This is a genomic window from Phycisphaerae bacterium, from assembly GCA_017999985.1.
Classification (GTDB): Bacteria; Planctomycetota; Phycisphaerae; order UBA1845; family Fen-1342; genus JAGNKU01.
The window spans coordinates 156,367-178,192 of the sequence record JAGNKU010000009.1 but is presented as its reverse complement, the minus strand read 5'-3'; the positions used below and the strand labels follow the sequence as shown (position 1 = coordinate 178,192).

The 21,826-nt window shown below is 67.2% G+C and carries 15 protein-coding genes; 9 read left to right on the top strand and 6 right to left on the bottom strand.

Annotated features, from left to right (window positions below; all coding sequences use genetic code 11):
• The first annotated feature begins 396 nt into the window (after window positions 1-396).
• The gene (locus KA383_13660; GenBank protein ID MBP7747164.1) at window positions 397-3,756 is read left to right on the top strand and encodes a PD40 domain-containing protein; all 3,360 of its coding nucleotides are present in this window, start codon (window positions 397-399) and stop codon (window positions 3,754-3,756) included.
• A gap of 199 nt (window positions 3,757-3,955) precedes the next feature.
• Window positions 3,956-5,185: a peptidase T gene (gene pepT / locus KA383_13655; protein ID MBP7747163.1), complete on the top strand. Its 1,230-nt coding sequence runs from the start codon at window positions 3,956-3,958 to the stop codon at window positions 5,183-5,185.
• A gap of 92 nt (window positions 5,186-5,277) precedes the next feature.
• On the opposite strand, the gene KA383_13650 is transcribed toward pepT, so the two are convergent.
• Window positions 5,278-6,354: a hypothetical protein gene (locus KA383_13650; protein ID MBP7747162.1), complete on the bottom strand. Its 1,077-nt coding sequence runs from the start codon at window positions 6,352-6,354 to the stop codon at window positions 5,278-5,280.
• Window positions 6,355-6,870: 516 nt separating this feature from the next.
• On the opposite strand from KA383_13650, the gene pgsA reads away from it, so the two are divergent.
• Both pgsA and KA383_13640 read left to right on the top strand, forming a co-directional pair.
• Window positions 6,871-7,545, top strand: a complete 675-nt coding sequence (pgsA, locus tag KA383_13645) for a CDP-diacylglycerol--glycerol-3-phosphate 3-phosphatidyltransferase (GenBank protein MBP7747161.1) — start codon at window positions 6,871-6,873, stop codon at window positions 7,543-7,545.
• Window positions 7,546-7,601: 56 nt separating this feature from the next.
• A complete protein-coding gene (locus tag KA383_13640) occupies window positions 7,602-8,078 on the top strand; it encodes a phosphatidylglycerophosphatase A (GenBank protein ID MBP7747160.1) in 477 nt (158 codons plus the stop codon).
• A gap of 177 nt (window positions 8,079-8,255) precedes the next feature.
• Here KA383_13640 and KA383_13635 read toward each other — a convergent pair whose 3' ends face one another.
• The gene (locus KA383_13635; GenBank protein ID MBP7747159.1) at window positions 8,256-10,388 is read right to left on the bottom strand and encodes a SpoIIE family protein phosphatase; all 2,133 of its coding nucleotides are present in this window, start codon (window positions 10,386-10,388) and stop codon (window positions 8,256-8,258) included.
• A gap of 51 nt (window positions 10,389-10,439) precedes the next feature.
• Window positions 10,440-12,215, bottom strand: a complete 1,776-nt coding sequence (locus KA383_13630) for a proline--tRNA ligase (protein ID MBP7747158.1) — start codon at window positions 12,213-12,215, stop codon at window positions 10,440-10,442.
• A gap of 161 nt (window positions 12,216-12,376) precedes the next feature.
• On the opposite strand from KA383_13630, the gene KA383_13625 reads away from it, so the two are divergent.
• The 3 genes from KA383_13625 to KA383_13615 are packed head-to-tail and all read left to right on the top strand — an operon-like array spanning window position 12,377 to window position 16,460.
• Window positions 12,377-13,429: a Gfo/Idh/MocA family oxidoreductase gene (locus KA383_13625; GenBank protein MBP7747157.1), complete on the top strand. Its 1,053-nt coding sequence runs from the start codon at window positions 12,377-12,379 to the stop codon at window positions 13,427-13,429.
• Between the two features lie 2 nt (window positions 13,430-13,431).
• The gene (locus KA383_13620) at window positions 13,432-15,615 is read left to right on the top strand and encodes a YidC/Oxa1 family insertase periplasmic-domain containing protein (GenBank protein ID MBP7747156.1); all 2,184 of its coding nucleotides are present in this window, start codon (window positions 13,432-13,434) and stop codon (window positions 15,613-15,615) included.
• Window positions 15,615-16,460, top strand: a complete 846-nt coding sequence (locus KA383_13615) for a hypothetical protein (protein MBP7747155.1) — start codon at window positions 15,615-15,617, stop codon at window positions 16,458-16,460. Before KA383_13620 ends, KA383_13615 begins: the two co-directional genes overlap by 1 nt.
• Before the next feature lie 155 nt (window positions 16,461-16,615).
• On the opposite strand, the gene KA383_13610 is transcribed toward KA383_13615, so the two are convergent.
• From KA383_13610 to KA383_13600, 3 genes are all read right to left on the bottom strand, one after another.
• Window positions 16,616-17,323 (bottom strand): PEP-CTERM sorting domain-containing protein, encoded by a 708-nt coding sequence (locus KA383_13610; protein MBP7747154.1) that lies wholly within the window; start codon window positions 17,321-17,323, stop codon window positions 16,616-16,618.
• Window positions 17,324-17,828: 505 nt separating this feature from the next.
• The gene (locus tag KA383_13605; GenBank protein MBP7747153.1) at window positions 17,829-18,248 is read right to left on the bottom strand and encodes a secondary thiamine-phosphate synthase enzyme YjbQ; all 420 of its coding nucleotides are present in this window, start codon (window positions 18,246-18,248) and stop codon (window positions 17,829-17,831) included.
• 3 nt (window positions 18,249-18,251) lie between these two features.
• On the bottom strand, window positions 18,252-19,898 hold the full coding sequence (locus tag KA383_13600; GenBank protein ID MBP7747152.1) for a B12-binding domain-containing radical SAM protein: 1,647 nt from the start codon (window positions 19,896-19,898) through the stop codon (window positions 18,252-18,254).
• A 236-nt stretch (window positions 19,899-20,134) separates the two neighbouring features.
• Here KA383_13600 and KA383_13595 point away from each other — a divergent pair, with 236 nt between their 5' ends.
• Both KA383_13595 and KA383_13590 read left to right on the top strand, forming a co-directional pair.
• Window positions 20,135-21,325: an amidohydrolase gene (locus KA383_13595; protein MBP7747151.1), complete on the top strand. Its 1,191-nt coding sequence runs from the start codon at window positions 20,135-20,137 to the stop codon at window positions 21,323-21,325.
• Window positions 21,322-21,522, top strand: coding sequence for a hypothetical protein (locus KA383_13590; protein ID MBP7747150.1), 201 nt, complete (start codon window positions 21,322-21,324; stop codon window positions 21,520-21,522). Before KA383_13595 ends, KA383_13590 begins: the two co-directional genes overlap by 4 nt.
• The last annotated feature ends 304 nt before the right edge of the window (window positions 21,523-21,826 follow it).

Genomic DNA, 21,826 nt, shown 5'->3' with positions numbered 1-21,826 from the left:
GGCAGGAGGCTCCGCACCGATGTCTCGCGGCCGCTCCGGGGGCCTGTCATCCACCCGGGCCGGAGCAACCAGATGACAGGCTCCACCACGGAGCGCCGACTTTCCTATAGTCGCCGGCGCGGACCCGGCGCAACGCGCCGCAGGCGAAATTTCTTCATGAGTCGCCGCTTCCGGCCTCAATTCCAGGGTTGCCATGCCGTTGATAGTTGTCAGAGGTGGTTTCCCAGCGCGGGGACGTCGAGTTACGATACCGCTTTCACCGCCCCCCGGGGGTCCGCTCGGACCGGGTGGGGCGCGGGATGGCCAGGCGGTCCCGTCCCGGACGCAACCTTCGTTGCCGGCGTGGCGGGCTGAACTCGCCGCGCCCGGCCCGTGAGACAGAAAGGAGAACCCAGCATGCGCACCCGAACTCTGCGACTCGCGCTGTTCCTGGCGGCGGCGACGCTGGCCGCTGGCGCCTCCGCCGAAAGCCACCTGATGCGTATCGCCAACGTCTCCAGCGACCAGATCGTCTTTACGTACGAAGACGACCTCTGGCTCGTCCCGATCACGGGCGGCACGGCCCGGCGGATCACCAATGACCCGGGTACGGAGACGTGGGCCCGGTTCTCGCCGGACGGGAGCCTGCTCGCGTTCACCGCTCAGTATGACGGCGGGACGGACGTGTACGTGATGGACGCGAGGGGCGGCGTGCCGCGGCGGCTGACGTACCACCCGTCGATGGACCGCGTGCTGGGGTGGTGGCCGGACGGCAAGTGGATCCTGTTCCGCGCGGTCCGCGAGTATCCGTTCCGCGGCGAGGAGGTCTATCGCGTGTCGGTCGAGGGCGGCCCGCCGGAGCGGCTGCCGGTGGATCGGGCCGGCCTGACGACCGTGTCACCGGACGGGAAGATGATCGCGTACAACCGCATCTCGCGCGAGTCGGCGACGTGGAAGCGGCACGTGGGCGGCGATGCGCAGGATCTCTGGATGGGGAGCCTGGAGAAGCGCGACTATCAGAAGATTACCGACTGGGTCGGCAGCGACAACTACCCGATGTGGCACGGCGACGCCATCTACTTCGTGTCGGACCGGCAGTTCGGGACGCTGAACCTGTACAAGTACGACGTCAAGACCAAGCAGGTGACGCCGCTGACGGCGTACCAGGACTACGACGTGAAGTACCCGTCGCTCGGTCCGAAGCACATCGTGTATCAGTACGGCGAGACGCTGCATCTGCTCGACCTCGCGACGGGCAAGTCGCATGCGGTGCCGGTCGAGATTCCAAGCGATCTCATCGCGGTGCGGCCGGCCTTCGAGCGTGTCGAGCCGACGAGGGGCTCGTTCGGCCTGTCGCCGACGGGCGTGCGTGTGTTGATCGAAGCGCGGGGCGAGATTCTGAATCTGCCCGCGAAGGATGGTGAGCCGATCAACCTGACCCGCGCGTCGGGTTCGCGCGAGAAGAACACGGCGTGGTCGCCGGATGGCCGCTGGATCGCGTTCATCTCCGACAAGACCGGTGAAGAGGAGATCTACCTGGTCGATCAGAAGGGGGAAAAGGAGTGGCGGCAGCTCACGCAGGGCGGGCTGGGCTTCCGGATGCACCTGGTCTGGTCGCCGGACAGCAAGTACCTGCTGTTCTCCGACAAGTTCATGAAGCTGAACCTGGTGGAGGTCGAGAGCGGCACACGGACCGTGCTGGACCAGAGCGACTACGACGACGCCTGGGAGCGCTGGGGCATTCAGGATTACGTCTGGTCGCCGGACAGCCGGTGGATCGCGTACACGAAGATGGAGCAGTCGATGTTCGACGCCATCTTCCTGTATTCGCTGGAGGAGAAGAAGTCGTATCGCCTGACGGACGATCAGACCGAGGACTGGAGCCCGTCGTTTTCGCCGGACGGGAAATACCTGTATTTCCTGTCGAACCGGACGTTCAACCCGGTGATGGGGTTCGTGGATCAGAACCACGTGTTCCTGGAGATGGCGCAGCCGTACATCGTGTTGCTGGCGGCGGACACGCCGTCGCCGTTCGCGCCCAAGGACTCCGCCGAGGAAGTGAAGGAGGCGGAGAAGAAGGCCGAGCCGGAAGCCGGCGCGGAACCGCAGCGCGACGAGCCGCAGGAGAAGGGCGACCAAGACAAGAAGAAGGACAAGCCGGACCAGAAGAACGGCGACGAGAAGAAGACAAAGATCGATCTGGAAGGTTTGGAGCGCCGGATCCTGGTGGCGGAGAACGTGCCGGCGGGCAACTATTTCCGGCTCGAAGCGACGGAGAAGGGTTTCCTCTACCTGGCCAAGACCGAGAACGAGTTTGAGAAGTACCAGGTAGTGACGGACCACACGGGCGGCAGCCTGGACCTGCACCACTATGACTTGGAGAAGAAGGAGCCGAAGCGGGTCCTGGCTGGCATCGCCAACTACCACCTGTCCGCCGACCGCAAGAAGCTCATTTATCGCGCGGGCAGCACGTACGGCGTCGTGGATGCGGGCGCGTCGGCGAATGTCGGTGACGGGCGCGTCAATCTCGGCGCGGTGCGGCTCGAAATCGACCGCATCGCGGAATTCACGCAGATCTTCAACGAGGCCTGGCGCATTCAGCGCGACTGGTTCTACGACCCGAACATGCACGGCGTGGACTGGGCGGCGATGCGGGCGCAGTACGGCAAGTTCGTGCCGTTTTGCGGCGACCGCAGCGATTTGAATTACCTGATCGGGGAGATGCTCGGCGAACTGAACATCGGGCACACGTACGTGTCGGGCGGCGACATTGCTTCGCGCGGCCGGCGCGTCTCGACGGGCATGCTGGGCGCGGAGTTCGCGCTCGAGCCCGGCGCGAAGTACTACAAGATCAGCCGGATCATCCCGGGCACGCCGGGCGATCCGGACGGGCGCTCGCCGCTGGACGAGCCGGGGTGCCCGATCAAGGCCGGGAATTACCTGATCGCGATCGACGGCGTGACGGTGACCACGGACGCGGAGGTCTACAAGCATCTGCAGAACAAGGCCGACACGGTCGTGACGCTGACGTACAACGACCAGCCGTCGCCGGACGGGGCCAAGACCTATCGCGTGCGGACGATCGCCGGCGAGTCGACGATCCGCTACCGCGAGTGGGTGGCGCGGAACCGGGCATACGTGGCCGAGAAGACCAAGGGGCAGGTCGGCTACCTCCATCTTCCGGACATGGGCGCCGCCGGCTGCATCGAGTTTGCGAAGGCCTGGTATCCGCAGCACTACAAGCAGGGCATCATCGTCGACGAGCGCTACAACGGCGGCGGCTTCACGGCGGACATGATCATCGACCGACTGGAGCGCCAGATGTGGAGCGTCACGAAGCCGCGCGAAGGCAAGCCGCTGCCGACGCCGGAGTGCGTCTTCGCCGGGCACTGGGCCGTGCTGATCAACGAGGACACGGGCTCGAACGGCGAGTTCTTTGCGGAGGCCATCAAGATCCGCAAGCTGGCGCCGGTGATCGGGATGCGGACCTGGGGCGGCGCGATCGGCATCGAGCCGCACCAGGACCTGGTGGACGGCGGCACGGTCACCCCGCCCCAATTCGGCCTGTACGGCCTCGACCGCCAGTGGTTGATCGAGGGCACGGGCGTGGTCCCGGACATCGAGGTGCAAAACATGCCGGGCGACGTGCTGCAGGGCAAGGACGCGCAGCTCGACGCGGCGATCGAGAACGTGATGAAGCGGATTGCGGAGCAGCCGTTTGAGCTGCCGTCGCCGCCGCCGTACCCCGACAAGAGTAAGAAGGCCGGGATGCCGTAGGCCGTTGCGGCCGGCGCTTGCGACCGGCGTGGCGCCGGTGCAGACTACGGCACCGCCGTGGGGAGGCGGTGCCTTTGGGAGGGTGGTGCGGGCGTCCCGCCCGCCACGGCGACGGGCAAGATGCCCGTACCACCCGGGTAATTGGGGCGTGCCCCGCGCGGGTCACGGGCTCTTGGGAAGACGCTGACGGAGGCGTGTTGTGGATACGTTGCTGGATCGCTTTTGCCGCTACGTGAAGGTTGAGACCACCGCGGTCGAGGACACGGACAAGGCGCCGAGCTCGCCCGGGCAGCTCGAGCTGGGCCGGATGCTGGCCGATGAGCTGCGGGCGCTGAAGCTCACGGACGTGAACGTCAGCGAGCACGGCATCGTCATGGGCACGATTCCGGGCAACGTGCCGGGCGCGCCGACGATCGCCTGGCTCGCGCACCAGGACACGTCGCCGGAGGCCAGCGGCAAGAATGTCAAGCCGACGCTCCATAAGAACTACAACGGGCAGGACATCGTGCTGGCGGGGGATCCGTCGAAGGTGATCAAGGTCAACGAGACGCCGGGCCTGGCCGCGCTCAAGGGCAAAACGATCATCACGTCGGACGGCACGACGCTGCTGGGCGCGGACGACAAGGCCGGCATCGCCGTGATCATGACCGCTGCCGCCGAGTTGCAGAGCAAGCCCGCGCTGAAGCACGGCCCGATCCGCGTGGTCTTCACCGTCGACGAGGAAGTCGGCCGCGGGACCGACAAGGTCGACATCGGCAAGATCAACGCGACGGCCGCGTATACGCTCGACGGCGAAGCTTCCGGCGAGCTGGAGAATGAGACTTTCTCCGCCGATCTGGCGACGGTGACGATCACCGGCGTGAACATTCACCCCGGGCTGGCGACGGGCAAGATGGTGAACGCGATCCGGCTGGCCGGCCAGTTCATCACGCGGCTGCCGTGGCACCGCTTGGCGCCGGAGACGACCGAGAAGCGCGACGGCTTCCTGCATCCGTACGTGATCGAAGGCGGCGTGCCGGAAGTGAAAATCAAGATCCTGCTGCGCAGCTTCGTGACCGCGGAGCTGGCGCAGCAGGCCGAACTGGTGCGGACGATTGCCGCGTCGGTGGCCGCCGAGCACCCGCGAGCCAAGATTGATGTGAACGTCACGAAGCAGTACCGGAACATGATCGAGCACCTGGAGAAGGAGCCGCGCGCGGTCACGCTGGCGGCCGAGGCGTATCGCAAGCTCGGCATCGAGCCGAAGTACGCGTCGATCCGCGGCGGCACGGACGGCTCACGGCTCAGCGAAATGGGCCTGCCGACGCCGAACATCTCGACGGGCATGCACAACTTCCATTCGCCGCTGGAGTTCGCGTGCCTGGAGGAGATGGAGACGTCGGTGAAGGTGCTGATCGAGCTGGCGCAGCTCTGGGGGAAGGAGAAGTAGCGCGGATCACGCTCGACGAGACGTTTTCGCACGTCTGCCGTCGGCGCTCAGCTGGATGATGACCCGTGGGCGGTGCCGCAATTGGGGCCGCGTTACGGGTTTGTGAGCAGCGTCACGAACGGGTTGATGTCGCCGAAGTTGACGGCGCCATCCGCGTTGATGTCGCCGTTGGCGTTCAGGCAGCGCGGGTACAGGGCCTGGTACGCGTCGGGGTTGCTCAACCGCAGCACGAACGGGTTGATGTCTCCAAAATCCGCCATCAGGTCGCAATTCAGATCGCCTGGCAGGTAGCGCTGCCAGTCAATCGACGCGATCGTCTGCCGCAGACTGATTTTCGCGGCCTCGGTCGCGCCGGCCAGGCTGACCAGCCCGCCGACGTGGATGTGCCCGGCGGCCCAGACCGACGCCGGATCGAGCGGGTCCATATGCAGCCCGTGGTACCACACGCCGTGATACGCCACGTACTCACACAGAAACTCGCCGCAGAAATCCACGGTGTCGACGTAGGCGGTGATCCCCAGGTTGGCGGCGTTCACCGCAGCCGCGATGTCGTCAACCGGGAGACTGGAATAGCGCACATAGCTGGGCGGGGCGGAACTGTCGGGCGGCGCCGGCGTTGGTTTCACCGGGGCCAGGTAGTCGTCGAGCCACATGTGCCAGGGGAGGTTGCGCTGCCGCATTTCCACCTGCCAGGTCGTGTCATCGGCAGCGCGGCCGTACGTCATCACCGCGATGGGCTGCAGCGCGGCGGTGTAGTACCAGAAGTCCGCGGACGTGTCCTGGTAATCGACCTCGAAGTCGCCCTCGCCCTTGCCCATCCCATTGGGGAACTCGGGGAAGAAGGCATAGATGTTGTAGCCGCGCCCTTCCCAGTTCTCGCCGATCCAGCCCTCCGGGTTCTGGGTCAGGCTGGGGCTGAAGCGACGGAGCATCTCGTTGGTCGGCGGCCAGTAGCCCGTGAGCATGATGTTGGGCAGGTTGTTGTCCACGAGGCCCGCGCGCAGGGCCAATCCGGCGCCGCCGTCCGTCGGCCGGACTTGGGCATAATCCGGCAGGGGCGTACCCGCCGGCATCGGGCGCTCCTGGGCCGCTGCGGTCTGGACGAAACCCAGCGCGGTCAGCAGGATCGACAGTTTCACAAGTACGCCGTGGCGATGGACTGCGGACATGGCGTGCGCCCTCACTCCGTTCCCCCGCCGCTGCACACAAGACTCAGCTTCCACCGTATAATAGCGGGTGGCCGCCGGCCGCAGAACCGCAAAATTCGGCCTTGGTCTGGCGGCCGTGACGCACGGCCCCCGTCGGCGGTCCGGGCAGGTTTCCGCCGGGCAGGTCTTTGCGGCGAGTGCGGCGGGCGATACGCTTAATCATGCGTAATGTCCGCTGGGCAGGCGAATTCGGAATCGGGAGCCCGATAATGCCATTCTGGTGGTTCTTCATTATCTATGAGATCCTCAATTTCCTGGGCGCGTTCGTGATCATCGCCCTCGACCAGGCCCGTAACGCGGCCGGGGCGTGATGGCGGACGTGCGGGTGCGCGGCGGGCGTGGTTCGCAACCACTGCGGGCCATCCGGCGCTGCACGCCTTGAGAATCCGTGACCGCCGCAGCGCCTGCTGATGCGCCCTGCGGACCTCTGATCGTCAGTCGAGTTGTCGTCGCGGGGCGAGGCGGCAGGCAGAGTCGATGACCATCAACATCCCCAACCAGATCACGCTTGCCCGGCTGGGCCTGGCGGTCGTGTTCTTCGCGCTGCTCTCCTGCTTCGATGCGGCACGCATCGACAACCTGCGCTGGCTGCTGCATGTCTCATTCTGGATCTTCCTGGTTGCGGCGCTGACCGACATCGTCGACGGGCTGCTGGCCCGCATGCTGAAGTCGGTTACCTCGTTCGGCCGCATCCTCGACCCCGTCGTCGACAAGGTTATGGTCTGCGGCGCTTTTGTCCTGTTTGCCAGCCGGCACTTCTGGGACAGCCGCGCCAATGTCAACATCACCGATGTGCAGCCCTGGATGGTCGTCGTGATCCTGACCCGCGAGCTGCTCGTCTCGGCCGTCCGTTCGCACGCGGAATCGACCGGGCAGGAGTTCGGCGCGTCGTGGTTCGGCAAGGTCAAGATGTTCATCCAATCGGCTACCGTGTGCTTCATCCTCGGCCAGCTCGCCTGGCAGCTCGATGCGCTACAGCCGGTGCGGACGGCGTGCGTCTGGCTCACCGTGGCCGTGACGGCTTTGTCGGCGATTTCCTACGTCCACCGCGCCCGGTCCTTCCTGCTCACCAGCGCGGCACTCGGCGGGACGCCGCTGCCGGAAGACGCCAAACCACAGCCATCCGAACCGCCGCCGGGAGGACCCGCGTGACGGGCCGGGGCGATCCGCTCAAGACGACATGCATCACCGTGCTGGGGAGCGGGTTCATGCCGCTTGCGCCCGGGACGTGGGGCTCGCTGGTGGCGACGCTGGCGTTCGCCGTGCTGTGGCTGGCGGCGGTTGCGACTACGGCGCCCCGCGGCGCGCTGGAAGTGGTGACGCTCGCCGGCATCGTGGCGGCGAGCTGGATGTCGGTGCGGTGGGGGGGTTGGGCGATTGCGCGTTTCGGGCGGAGCGACCCGAAGCCGTTCGTGCTGGACGAGTTCGCCGGGCAGTGGGTCGGGATGTTGATGCTGCCGCTGACGTACGCGTCCGGCGGATGGGCAGTGGCGGGCGTGCTGGTCGGCCAGTTCCTGCTGTTTCGCGTGTTTGACGTGGTGAAGCCGCCGCCCGCGCGCCAGGCGGAGGCGCTGCCGGCGGGGTGGGGTATTCTGACCGATGACCTGATTGCGGGGGTGTATGCGAATCTGGTGGGGCAGGTGATTTGGCGGGTGACGCCGTTGGCGGGGATGTTGGGCGTGTGATGATGCCGCGCGCGAATCGGCGGGAGCGTCGCCCTCGGATCCAGCTATCAGTGGTCACCGGTCAGCAGTCAGCCAGAGCCGGCCGTCTCGGCTCAACTCCCCCGACGGGGCCTGCGTTCCCATGTGCGCGGCTCAGCAAGGGCTTCGCTCTCCCCGGGGAGGTGGGTGGTGCCCACCCTACGGGAGGATCTTCACGACGACGAGTGTGATGTCGTCTTCTTGCGCGGCGCCGGCGCGGAAGGCGGCGACCGCGGTCGTGATTGCGGCGCTGATGTCGTCGGCGCTGCGCTGCGCGTTGGCGCGCATGACCTCGCGGAGCCGGTCCTTGCCGAACATCTCGCCGGACGGGCTGCGGGCCTCCCAGATCCCGTCCGTGCCGAGGACGATGACTGCGCCGGCGGGCAGCAGCGGCGCACTGTATTCTTCGTACTGCCAATGGGCCTCGATTCCCAGCGGTAGTCCGCCGCCCCCGAGCTCGCCGAACTGGCCCGTCGTGGGGTCGTACGTGAGCGGCGCATCGTGTCCGCCGGAGACCCAGCGCAGCGTGCGCGCGGCCGTGTCGATCAGCACGTAGACGAGCGTCATGAAGCGGCCGGCGTCGGTATCCGCTGACAGTTGCCGGTTGATGTCGGTGATGACCTGGGCGAGATTGCCCGGGATATGCAGCCGGCTGCGCAGGAGCGCCCGGCCGGTGGCCATCAGCAGCGCGGCGGCGATGCCGTGGCCCGTGACATCGCCGACGGTGACGCCGAGCTGCCGCGGCCCCATCGCGTCGAGCTGCAGGAAGTCGTAGTAATCGCCGCCGGTCTCGTCGCAGTAGATGCTGCGCCCGGCGACGTCGAGGCCCTCGATGTGCGGGGCCGACTCCGGCAGCAGGCGTTGCTGCACTTCCATCGCCAGCGCGAGCGAGTGGCGCATGCGCATGCGGTCCGCGAGCTGCGGAATCATGCGGTTCACGGTGCGCCCGAGCTCGCCCAGCTCGTCGCGGGTGCGGATGTGGGTGCGCACCGCGAGATCGCCGCGGGCCACGCGGTGGGCCACCTCCGCCAGCTCCGCGATCGGCCGCGTGACGGTGCGGGAGCCGAAGAACGCCACCAGGAAGACCAGGACTGCGACTACGACGACCGTGATGCCGGTCAGGCGCAATTGATGCTGCGTGCGCTGCAAAACTTGGTTCTCCGCCGTGGCGGCCTGCGCGACGAGCTCGTCATAGGGCACGACCAGCAGGACGCAGGCGTTTTGGGCGTCGGCAGCCCCGTAGGCCCACAGGCTGTTGCGCCCGTCGTAGGGCATTTCACGCAGCCCCGGACGCCGGGCGCGTACGTCGTCCGCCAGTTGCTGCAACTGCACCGTATCGCCGGACTCCAGCCAGTCCACCTCGATCGGCACATCCCAGTGCTGCCCGGCGGCCAGGTACGTCTTTTCCCCGATGACCAGCAGGCCGGGGTGGTCAGCGCGCGGCGCGTCCCTGGCGGTGATGATCAGCGTGTGGGCGTCGCGTGACCACGCGACCGGCACCTGCACGCCCTGGAACAGGTCGCGCAGCATCATGTCGATGCCGGTCACGCCGACGATTCTGCCGGCGGGGTCGCGCACGGGCATCGTCACGGCGATCATGACCTCGCGCGTCGAGGCGTCGATCAGGGGGGGATTCCAGGTCAGATCGCCCTGCTCGACCGCACGGCGGTACCACGGCCGCTGGCGCGGGTCGAAATCGACTGGATACTCGCCGTGACCGGGGTACGCCGAGTGCACGCCACTCGCGAGGGTCGTGTATTGCCAGCAGATCAGCTTGGGGTGGCCCTGGCGGAGGAACTGGTACCCCGCGCGCAGACTGGCGAGCCGCGCGACGTCGTCCGCCACGGCCGCCCGCGTCACGCCGGGTGCCAAGTACAGGGCGGGCTCGTCGAGCGTGACGAGCATGGGTTCCTGGCGGCCGTCGGGGGTCGGGCGAAGGAGCTTCTCGGAGCGCGTGGCCCCGGCCGGAGGCGTGTCGGTCTCGTAATCGGCCGCCCAGAGCACGCGCGGCGCGGGCACGGGCACAGGCATGGCGAGGCAGTGCTCCACTTCGCGGGCTTGGGCCTGGAGTGCGACCTGAATGGTCTCGCGCTCGCGCCGGACGAGCGTGCCGTATTCGCCGGCCAGTTGTGCCAACTGGCGGCCGGCGCGGTCGATGAGCGCATCTCGGGTCTGCGCGCCGAGCTCGTGCCCCATGCGCTCGAGCGCGCGGTTCTCCAGCCAGCCGGTCACGCCGAGCGGAATCAGCGCGATGCCCAGCAGGAGCAGCAACAGCTTCCAGCGGATACGCATGGTTCGACCTCGCGCACCCCAGTGGACGTGATGTCGGCGCGGCGCCGGCCGCTACGAGGCCAGCCGGGCCAACTCGGCCCGCACGCGCGCGACGACGTGCTCAACCGCGGCCGCCGGTGCCATGACGGTTTTGCCCTCGACGCCGCGCGTGCTTACCTCGACGCCACCCGCCGCCAGGCTCTTCTTGCCCACGACGATGCGTAGCGGCACGCCGATCAGGTCGGCGTCCTTGAACTTGAAGCCGGCGCGCTCGTCGCGATCGTCGAACAGGACGTCGATCCCGGCGGCCGCGAGCTGGTCGTGGATCCGCGTGCCGACCTGCATGGCCGCCTCGTCCTTCGGATCGAGGTTGATCACCAGGACTTCGAACGGGGCGATTGACATCGGCCAGATGATGCCGTCGGCGTCGTGATGGGCTTCGACCGCCGCCGCCATGATGCGGTTGAGCCCGATGCCGTAGCAGCCCATGATCAGCGGCTGGGCCTTGCCGTTCTGGTCGAGGTACGTCGCGCCCATCGCGTCGCTGTATTTCGTGCCGAGCTTGAACACGTGGCCGATTTCGATCGCGGTGCGCAGGTGGAGCGGGCTGCCGCTGCCGGTCGGCGACAGGTCGCCATCGACCACGCTCCGGAGATCGGCCACCGTGACCTTGTTGCCGCTGAGCGGGAAGTCGCGACCCGGGTTCACGCCGACGACGTGATAGTCGCTCTTGTTCGCGCCGGTGGCGGCGTTGCGCATGACCGCCACGTCGCGATCGATGAGCAGCTTGTCCACGCGGTCGACGATGCCCTGCGGGCCGGCGAAACCCACGACCGCCCCGGTCACTTCCTCGATGACCCCCGGCTCCGCCAGCACCAGTGGCAGGCCGGCGGCTTTGCCCAGCTTGTGCTCATTGATTTCGTGATCGCCGCGGACGAGAGCGACGACGCGCTGTGGGCGCTCCCTGGATCCCGGCTCCACCACCGACGTATAGATCAGTGTCTTGATCATTTCGCGCGGCTGCGTGCCGAGGACCGCGCAGACGTCATCGATGCGGCCGGCGCCGGGCGTGTGCACCTCCGACACGCCGCGCAGCGGCACGTCCGGGGCCGGCCCCGGGGCCGCCGCCGTGGCGCGCTCCAGGTTCGCGGCATAATCGCGATTCTCACTGATGGCCACCTGGTCTTCGCCGGCGTCGGTGAGGACCATGAACTCGTGCGACGAGTCGCCGCCCATGGCCCCGCTCTCGGCCTCGACCGCGGTGTACGGCAGCCCCGACCGGCCGAACACGCGGCAGTAGGCGGCGTACATGTTCTCGTACTCGCGATCCAGCGACGGCTTGTCGAAGTGGAACGAGTATGCGTCCTTCATCAGGAACTCGCGCGTCCGCAGCACGCCGCTCTTCGGCCGGGCCTCGCCGCGGAATTTGAGCTGGATCTGGTAGAGGTTGACCGGAAGCTGCTTGTAGCTCTTCAGGTAGGCGCGGGCAATCTCGGTGATGATCTCCTCGTGCGTCGGCCCCAGCACGAGCCCCGAGCGCCAGTCATTCGGCGCCCCGGCGATGCGGAGCAGGACGTCGCCCATCGTCTGGCTGCGGCCGGTCTCCTCCCAGAGCGACCACGGCGTGAGCGCGGGCATGCGCAGCTCGATGGCCCCGGCCCGGTCCATTTCGGCGCGCACGATTGCCTCGACCTTGCGCAGCACCCGGAATCCCAGCGGCAGGTAGGTGTAGACGCCGGCCGCCAGTTGCCGCACGAGCCCGGCCCGCAGCATGAGGATGTGCGACGCGGCGGTCGCGTCCTTGGGGGTTTCCTTGGTGGTGGGGATGAAGTAGTTTCGCCAGTGCATCGCACGCCTCTCCGGGATCGCGTCAAGACCGCCATTGTGCCCAGCCCTGCACGGCGATGCAAACGCGCGCGTTGCAGAACCCGCCCGACGCCCTACAATGCCTCGATTCCGGCCGGGATGCGCGGGGGAGGCTCCCGGTTCGGGGCTTGGTGAGTACGGCAGTGGCGATCCGTGTGGGCATCGTGGGTTTGGGGGCGATGGGCGTCTGGCACGCCGACCGCGCGCGCCGGCTGCCCGGGTTTGCCCTGCACAGCGTGTGTGACATCACGCCGGCCCAGCGCCGGCTGGCCGAGCGGGAGTACGGCTGCCGGGCGTACGCCGACCTGGCCGAGTTCCTGTCGGATGACCGGCTCGACCTGGTCGTCGTGGCAACGCCCTCGCATGCGCATGAGCGTCCGACCGTGGCCGCGTTACGTGCCGGCAAGCACGTCTTGTGCGAGAAGCCGCTGGCCCGGACCGAGGCCGAGGCGCGGCGCATGTTCGCCGCCGCCCGGCGCGCGGGCCGCGCGCTGATGGCGTTTCAGAACCGCCGGGGGGACTCAGACTTCCGGACCGTCCGCGACGTGGTGGCGTCGGGCCGGCTGGGCCCGCTGTGCGACATCCGCGTGGTGCGGTGGGGCTTTACGGACATCATGCGGACGTTCGGTGCCAGGAGCTATCGTCCGGGCTGGCGGAGCGAGGCGGCCTACGGTGGCGGCACGCTGCTCGACTTCGGAGCGCACTATTTCGACCAATTGCTCCAGCTCCTGCCGGGCCGGATCGAGACGGTTTTCGGCGATCTGCGCGGCCGGCGCTGGACGCGGGACGCGGACGACCAGTTCCTGGCGATCCTGCGGACGACGGACGGGGTGGTCGCGCAGGTCGAGTACTCGCAGAACGCGCACGTGCCCATCCAGGTGGACTGGGCGGTGAATGGCCGGGACGCCGGGTTCCGGTATGAGGAAAAACGCAGTTCCTTGTACTCGCACAACGGCCGCGGGCGTGCGATCGTACGGCCGATCAGGAATGCGCGCCCGGACTGGGACATCCTGTATCAAAATCTCCGTGCGGTGCTCGCCGGCCGGGCCCGGCCCGCGATCGAACCGCGTGAGACGTTACGGCTGATGCGTGTGCTGGACGCGGTGCGGCGTTCGGCACGGACCGGCCGAGTGATCAAGATCAACGACGAATACGCGCCGCGCTCCGGGTCCGGGGCACGCCGCCGCAGCCGGTAGCCATGCAATCTGATACGCGCCGCATCATGATGGCCATGTTCATCGCAATGGCGGTGCTGTTGGCATACAACTACCTCGTCAACAGGTTCTTTCCGCCGCGACAACAACCGGCGCAGGTCGCCACGACGCAGCCCGAGACGGCTGCGCCCGCGAGCGGGCCGGTTCTTGCCGAGGCTCCGGAAGGTGCCCAGCCGGCCCCGGGCCCTGCGCCGGCGACGGCGCCGCGGGCCGAGCTCGCGTTCACATCCAACGCGGACACCACGCCGCTGACGCTCGGCGGCGAAACCGGCGATGCCTTGCGGATCACGCTCAATCCGCGCAGCGCGGGGCTGGCCACGCTGGAGTTCTTCGCCCGGAACAAGAAGGGCCGTTTCGTCCATCGCACGAAGCCGGACGAAGAGGCCCCGTACCAGTTGCTCGCGCCGCTCGACGACGGCACGCGGATGCACTATTCCTTCGCGACCGCGCGGATCTGGATCGAGGAATACGCGCGGCATTGGAGCCTGGCCGATGTCGTGTGGACCGTGATTGAACAGTCGCCGCGGCGCGCCGTGTTCGCGACGACGCTGGGCAGCGGCGCGCCGGGCGGCGAGCTGTTGCGCCTGACGAAGACGTACACGCTGCATCCGAACAAGCCGGTCATCGACCTCGAACTGCAGATTGAGAACGCCGGCGGCAGCCCGCTGAAGCTGACCGTCGAGCAGGACGGGCCGCTGGGGATTCGGCAGGAGAATCAGCAGTACGACATGCGCCGCCTGCTGGGGGCCCAGATGACGACCAGCGGCATCCAGCTCGGGCGCGGCTACGTTTACAGCGACCTGCAGAAGGCGACGCAGCGGGGCGAGCCGGTGCGCCTGGTCGCGCCCGAGAAGGGTCCGCTGCTGTGGACGGCCCTGGCCAACAAGTACTTCGCCGTCTTCACCCGGCCGCTGCCCCTGACGGGCGCGGCGCAGGACTACGTAATCGCTGCGACAGGCCAGGTGGCCGCCCCTGACCTGCTCACGGATCCCGCCGACCTGCTGGCCCGCGGAGACCTCGTCGCGCGGCTGGCGACGAGACCCATGGTCGTGACGCCCGGCGGTGTGTTGCGTTTCCCATTCGAGATCTACGCCGGCCCCAAGGATGCCGAGCACCTCGAGCAGGTGAACCCGGTCTACGCCGACAAGACGAAGCTGTACTACCAGCTCGCGCAGTCGGCCGACACCCGTTGCTTCTGCACGTTCCTGTGGCTTGAAGAGCTGATGGTCTGGCTGATGGAGAAGATCCATCTGCTCGTGCGGAACTACGGCGTCGTGATCATGATCCTGGTCGTAATCATTCGCGGGCTGCTGCATCCGCTGAGCGTTTGGCAGCAGAAGTCGATGTTCCGCATGCAGGAGTCGATGGCGCGCATCCAGCCGAAGATGGACGCCATCAAGGAGCGCTACGCCAATGACAAGGTCCGGCTGAACCAGGAAATGATGAAGGTCTGGGGCGAGGAGGGCGTGAACCCGGCCGCCAGCATGGTGTCGTTCCTGCCCCTGTTCATCCAGATGCCGATTCTGGTGGCGCTCTGGACGGCCCTGAACACCAACGTGAACCTGCGGCACGCGCCGTTCGACGGCTGGTGGATCGTGGACCTGTCGGCGCCCGACGCGTTCCTGACGTTCAACCCGCCAGTGACCATCCCGATCCTCGGCCAGATCCCGCTGCTGGGCAGCGTGTTCTCCAACATCGTCTCGCTCAACCTCCTGCCGATCGTCATGGGCCTGGGCATGTGGCTCCAGCAGAAGTACATGCCCAAGCCGCACATGAAGGCCAAGCTGGACGCCGCTCGCCAGCAGGCCGCCGCGGGCAGCAAGCCCAAGTCCGGGATGTCGCCCGAGGACCAGCTCCGCCAGCAGCAGATCATGGCCTACATGATGGCGATCCTCATGCCGCTTCTGTTCTACAAGATGCCCTCGGGCCTGAATCTCTACTGGCTCGCCACCACCGTCTTCGGCATCGGCGAGTCGCTGATCATCCGCAAACAGATCGCCGAGGAGAAGGCCCGCCGCGAGCGCGAGGGCCCGCGCCCGCCGCGCGGCGGAATCATCAGTCGGTTTTTCAAGCACGTCGCGGCCCAGGCCGAGCAACTGCAGAAGAAGGCCGACGAGCTCGCCAAGAGCGACGATCCCCGCAGGAAGAGCGGCAAAGGGAAGCCCTGATGCCGCCGGTCCCTCCCCAGTCCCGCGCGCCCGCGGAACGGCTGGCGCTACGGCATATCGCCGAGCAGGCCGCCCGCGCCGGCGGGGAAGTCGCCCGGCGTGCGTTCCGCACCGACTGCGGGGTGCGCCTGAAGGCCGACCGCAGCGAGGTCAGCGACGCTGACGAGGCCGCGCAGGTCGCGGTGGTGAGTGTGATTCGCACCCATCGGCCGCACGATGCGTTCATCGCCGAGGAGACCCTGCGCCTGCCGGATGGCGCCGCCGTGCCGCCCCCGCCGACCGCCGACCGGGTGTGCTGGGTCATCGATCCGATCGACGGTACGCGCAATTTCGTGCGCGGCATCCCGCTGTATGCGTGCTGCGTGGCGGCTATGCTGGATGGCCGGCCGATCTGCGGGGCGATCTGCGTCCCGGAGCACGATCGACTATATTCTGCCACGCATCCGGGCGCCCTGCTGGTGGACGGTCAGCCGCAGCCGGCGCGCGGCCCCGCCGCGGCCCGCCCCGCGGGCTTCAACCCCAAGCCGGTCGTCGCGATTCCCTCCAGCCCCGGCGTCGTGGCTTCGATTGCCCACGACTGGCTCGACCGCTATGTCTGTCGCAGCCTAGGTTCGACGGCCCTGCATCTGCTGCTGGTCGCGACCGGGGAGCTCGACGCCGCCCTGGCCGACAATCCGCGGCTGTGGGACGTCGCGGCCGGATGGGCGCTGCTGTACGCGTCCGGGGGTACCCTGACTACGCCGGACGGACAGCCCTTGTTTCCGCTCGATGTCAGCGGCTACGCGGGCCAGGAGCTGCCGTGCATCGCGGCCAGCGCGGCGTTTGCGGGTCTCGCCCGGCGTTGAACAACCACTTGCGGTTTTCGCACGGGGGTACTGACGGGTGTGCAGGGTTGGGCGGGTGTCCGCATGTGCGCGACGCGCGGCGCCCAAAAAGAACCCCGGCGGGGTGAGAGACCCGCCGGGGGTGAGGAAGCAATGAGCGTCAGACTATGCTGCGATTAGCGCCGACGGAGCAGCGCGAGGCCGCCGAGGGCCAGCAGGGCGAGTGAAGCGGGCTCAGGAACCACGCTCACGCCCCAGTAGAAGTTGGCAACCGGGCTGCCGCCGAACCAGTACCAGCCGACGTTCGTCCCGCCGGCAGGCGTGTTGTCAAGGTAGAAATCGTTGCTGCTCATGCCGACGACTGGCGGGTCGTACATCACCTGACCGGGGCGGACGCCCGCTTGCGTGTTGTACATCTCAATCGTGATGAGGATGTCATCGGTGATGACGATGTTCTCGGTCGCCAGGCCATCCGCATAGTACGTGGTGAAATAACCCGGGAACAGCCCCGGCGTCAGGCCGGGGAACTGAACCATGCCCGCAAAGACGAAGCTGCCGGTGTCGGCATCGTAGTTGTAAATATTGATGTCAACGTCGAGCGAGTCCATGATCGTCGTGGCGGAGCTGCTGTTGTAGATCGCAAACGACAGGTCATCGAGAATGCCGCCCTGCAGCAGGATCAGCTCATCGCCGATAATGGCGCCCGGCAACTGCGAAAACGCACCGGTGGGGCCATTGACGGTGTTGTCATACACCGTGATCCCGCGCGACGTTGCCTGCTGACCACCGGCGTACAGCGGACGGCCCGGGTCGGCCGTCAGCGTGCCTGCCAGTGCCGGCACCACCAGTGCCATTACTGCCAACACAACCAAAGTTCGTTTCATCCCTTTCTCCTTCTCCTAAGAAACGTGACGTGAGATTGCCGATTCGGCCCGGGACCGACCCAAGACCTCCTCTTCCACAAATTCAGGCCTGCCGCGGCGATCACTCCTCAGGTCGCCCGCGTCGCGATCGTCTATGGCCGCTTGTTGGTTCGCCTGGAAGACGGCGATCAGACGTGTTGCGTCGATTGCCTCTCAGGGCGACTCTTTGCCGCCAGCGCGGCTGCGTCGGGCTAGACGAATCCGACGGCCTGGAAAGTGAGGTGGTGGGAAGTGCTTGCGCTCCTCTTTTCCCTTCACTCACTCCTCCACGCTGAGTATATGCGAACCGGCGCGCGGAGGTCAACGCTTTTTTGCACCGCCGCGCCGGATTCGACCGCCAGGTAAATGGCTCTTGATAATGAAGTTATGTCCCCCAGTGTCTGGCGGGCCATCGTTCTCGGACGTTCGAGGGCCGCAATCTCCGGTGTGCCTCCGGGAGCGCGCCAGGGCCGACCACTCGGCCAAGTCACGTTCCGATCACTTTGACCAGCACGCGTTTTCGGCGGCGCCCGTCAAACTCGCCGTAGAAGATCTGCTCCCAGGGTCCGAAATCCAATCGGCCGCCCGTGATGGCGACGACGACCTCGCGGCCCATGATCTGCCGCTTGAGGTGCGCGTCGCCGTTGTCTTCGCCGGTGCGGTTGTGCTGGTAGCGCGCGGTGGGCTCGTGCGGCGCGAGTTGCTCCAGCCACGCGTCGTAGTCGCGGTGCAGGCCGGGCTCATCGTCGTTGATGAACACGCTGGCGGTGATGTGCATCGCATTCACGAGGCAGAGGCCCTCCTGAACGCCGCTCGCGCGGACCGCGTCCTCGATCTGCGACGTGATGTTGATGAACGCCCGGCGTGTTGGCGTCTCGAACCACAGTTCCTGACGATGGGCTTTCACAGCTCACCTCTCGGTGGCGCCCGGGCTGTCGGGCGCGGTCAGCGCCAGCGCGGCCTGCACCAGCGGATCGCTCGCCGCGCGGACGACGCCGGCCAGACGTGCGACTTCCGCGCAGCGCACATCCGCTTCGGCGCGTTCGTGCGTCCAGGCATCGTCCGCGTAGTTCCACGCCGGCGCGTCGGGGTTGAGGAAATCCCGGAAGAGTGGCACGTGCCGGCGTTTCTTCGCGTAGTAGTAGCGAATACCCTTCCAGATCGCGAGGTTCGCGACCCACGACCGCCCCTTGAGCGGCCACGCCCCCAGCCGCCGCAGCGCCGACCGCGGCGCGAAGAACTCCGCGAACGCCGCCATCTGTGCGTGCCGGAGCTGCTTCACCGTCATCTGCCGTGGCTCGAAAACCACCGTTGCACCGTTGTACTTCTCCCAGTCGCGCGTGCGCAAGCGCCCCTCGCGCTCGAACTGGCGGAAGAACTCGGTGCCCGGGTAGGGCGTGAGGATCGGATAGCAGCTCATCGCCAGGTTCATGCGTTGCGCGAACCGGCAGGCGAACATGCAGTCCTGCCAGGTGTCGTGGTCGAAGCCGAAGATGAACGCCCCCCACAGCCCGATGTCGAAGCTCTGGATCTTCCGGATCCGCCACTCGTACGAATCGCTGCGGACGAACTTCTTGCCGGCTTCCGCCAGCGTGTCCTGCTTCGGGCTTTCCAGGCCGAGGATCAGGCCGACACAGCCGCTCTCGCGCATGGCGCGCATCAGGCGCTCGTTCTTGCTGATGAGCACATCGCACTGCGTCGCCCACGCGACCTTGAGTGGCCGCAGCGCTTCGCACAGCTCCAGCGCCCATTGCTGGTTCCCGGCGAAATTGTCGTCCGCAAAGATGTAGCACCACGCGTGGTGCCGCTCGTGCGCCGCGCGAATCTCCTCCACGATGTCCGCGACCGCGCGCTGGCGGAACTTGCGGCCGAACACCGCCGGCGTCGTGCAGAAATTGCAGTTGTGCGGACAGCCGCGCGTCGTCTGAATCGGGTTCGCGACCAGGTAGTCGGCGGAGTTGATGATGTCCTTGCGCGGCGTCGCGATGGGCGCGGTCTCGAACGCCGCCCAGTCATAGACGCGCCGCAGGCCCGTGTCTTTTCCGGCTGATCGCTGACTGCTGGAAGCTGACAGCTTCTCTTCGTAGTCCGCCAGCAGGTGCGGCAGCGTCGATTCCGCGTCACCCTGGCACACGGCGTCGCAGTGCTGCAACGCTTCGTCGGGCAGGGCGCTGGGGTGGATGCCGCCCATGACGACGGTCACGCCGAGTCGGCGGTACTCATCCGCGATGGTGTATGCCCGCCGGGCCTGCGTGGTCATGGCCGAGATGCCGACGAGGTCCACGTCCGCCCGCGGCTGGTGCGGCCGGTCGAGTGTGCATTCGTCGACCAGCTCGACGTCCCAATGCGGCGGCACGACGGCGGCGGCGATCATCAGCCCGGTCGGCGCGAACAGCGCCTTACGCGTGAACTGCACGCGCCGCAGCGCTGCCGGCGTATAGCGCCCCAGCGGCGAAGTCATGTTCCGGATCACGTCCGGCATCGTGATGTTCGACAGCGGCGAATTCGGATTGATGAACCGAATCCGCGGCCGCCGGCGTGGTTCCGCTGCGATCATGGACGGTATTGTGTCGGCGCACCCGTCGCCGTGCCACTGCTCTGGAGCAGTGCCGGCGTGCTGCCGCCTCGAAAGTTACCGCTTGGAGGGGTGGTACGGGCGTCCCGCCCGTCGTGCGGACGGGCAAGACGCCCGCACCACCCGTGGTGGGGGCAATTCTGAGGCAGCGCAGTGGCCACCGCCTTCCTCCGCGCCGCGCGGACATTCGCCAGCGACGCGCTTATGATAGCGGCACCATGCGAGACGACTCTCCGTCCACCACACGGGCCGCTGCGGGGCAGCTTGCGGAGCAGCTCACGGCGTGGCGACGACACTTTCATGCACATCCCGAGCTGAGCGGACAGGAGGAGCAGACCGCCGCGTTCATTGCGGAGGAGCTGCGCAAGCTGGGCTGCGAGCCGCGCGAGCGTATCGGCGGCACCTGCGGCCTGAGCGCCGACCTTGTCGTGCCCGGCCGGCCATTCGTTGCGCTCCGGGCCGACATGGACGGCCTGCCGATCACCGAGCTGACCGGGGCCGCTTACACGTCGCAGAACGCCGGCGTCATGCACGCCTGCGGGCACGATGCCCATATGGCCATGTTGCTCGGCGTCGCACGGATGCTCGCCGAGCGGAAGGCGGACCTCCGCCAATCCGTCCGGCTGATCTTCCAGCCGGCGGAGGAAGGCGGTGGCGGAGCGGAGTTGCTGGTTGCGGGTGGCGTGCTCGCCGACGTGCAGCGCATTTTCGGTCTACACGTCTGGTCGGAGATGCCGCTCGGGACGCTGGGCACGCGGGTCGGCCCGTTCATGTCCAGCACCAACCCCCTGCGGATAACCGTCCGCGGCAGGGGTGGCCACGCGGCCATGCCCCACCAGTGCGTCGATCCCGTCGTCGTTGCGGCCCAACTGGTCGTCGCGCTCCAGACGGTCGTCAGCCGTAACATTGCCATGACCGACAGTGCGGTCGTTTCCGTCACCCGCGTCCAGGCCGGGTCGGCGACCAACATCATTCCTGAGACCGCCGAACTTGCCGGGACCGTGCGCACGTTGAACATGGCGACGCGGGCGACAATCGTCCGGCGGATCGGCGAGCTCGCCCAAGGGATCGCCGGCGCGTACGGCGCGACGGCCGAGGCGACAGTCGAGGAGGGCTATCCCGTCCTGGTGAACGATGCGGGGGCGGTGGAACGGGCACTGGCGACGGCTCGCCGACTGGGGTTCACGGAAGACCAGTTACTCACCTTGCCCGCGCAAGGTGGCGGCGAGGATTTTGCCTACTATTTGCAGCAAGTCCCGGGCGCGTTTCTGTTCCTCGGAGCGCGAAACGAAGCCAAGGGGTGCAAGTACCCGCACCACCACGCCCTCTTCGACATTGACGAGGCTGTGCTGCCGCTGGGGGTAGCCCTGCTGACCCAACTGGCCCTCGACGCGGAGACGGAGCGATGATCGCGAGTGCGACGCCGGACGGACAGAAGCCGCCGGAGCCCGGCCCAGAGCCGGCTCCTGAGAGGCCGGTCGAGCCGGTCCGCCGCCCGCCCGGCGGGTGCCCGATCTGCGGAGCCGCCATGACCGCGCGGCAGTGCAAGGTGACGTGTCCGAACTGCGGGTACACCGAAGACTGCGGTGATCTCTTCCCCGAGTAGGGCGTTCGAACGCGAAGGCCCTTTGGAGCCCGAGACTTGGGACTCTTCAGGGTGGGGAGGGGGACGGTTTGTTTGCGTAATGTTAGCGAAATGTGATGAGAAACCGGCGTTGTCGCCGCTTCTGCACAGCCCGTAGCGTCTCGGCGACACAAAACCACAACCCATTGTATATACTCGATTTAAGAGAAATCAAATTCTCAACACGAATGCCTTTGACGGCCACAACATCTTGGGCTATATTAATGGTTGCCCCCTAGATGTGGCCATCTCGGTCCGACCTGGGTGGGGCATCGATTCGGCGTCG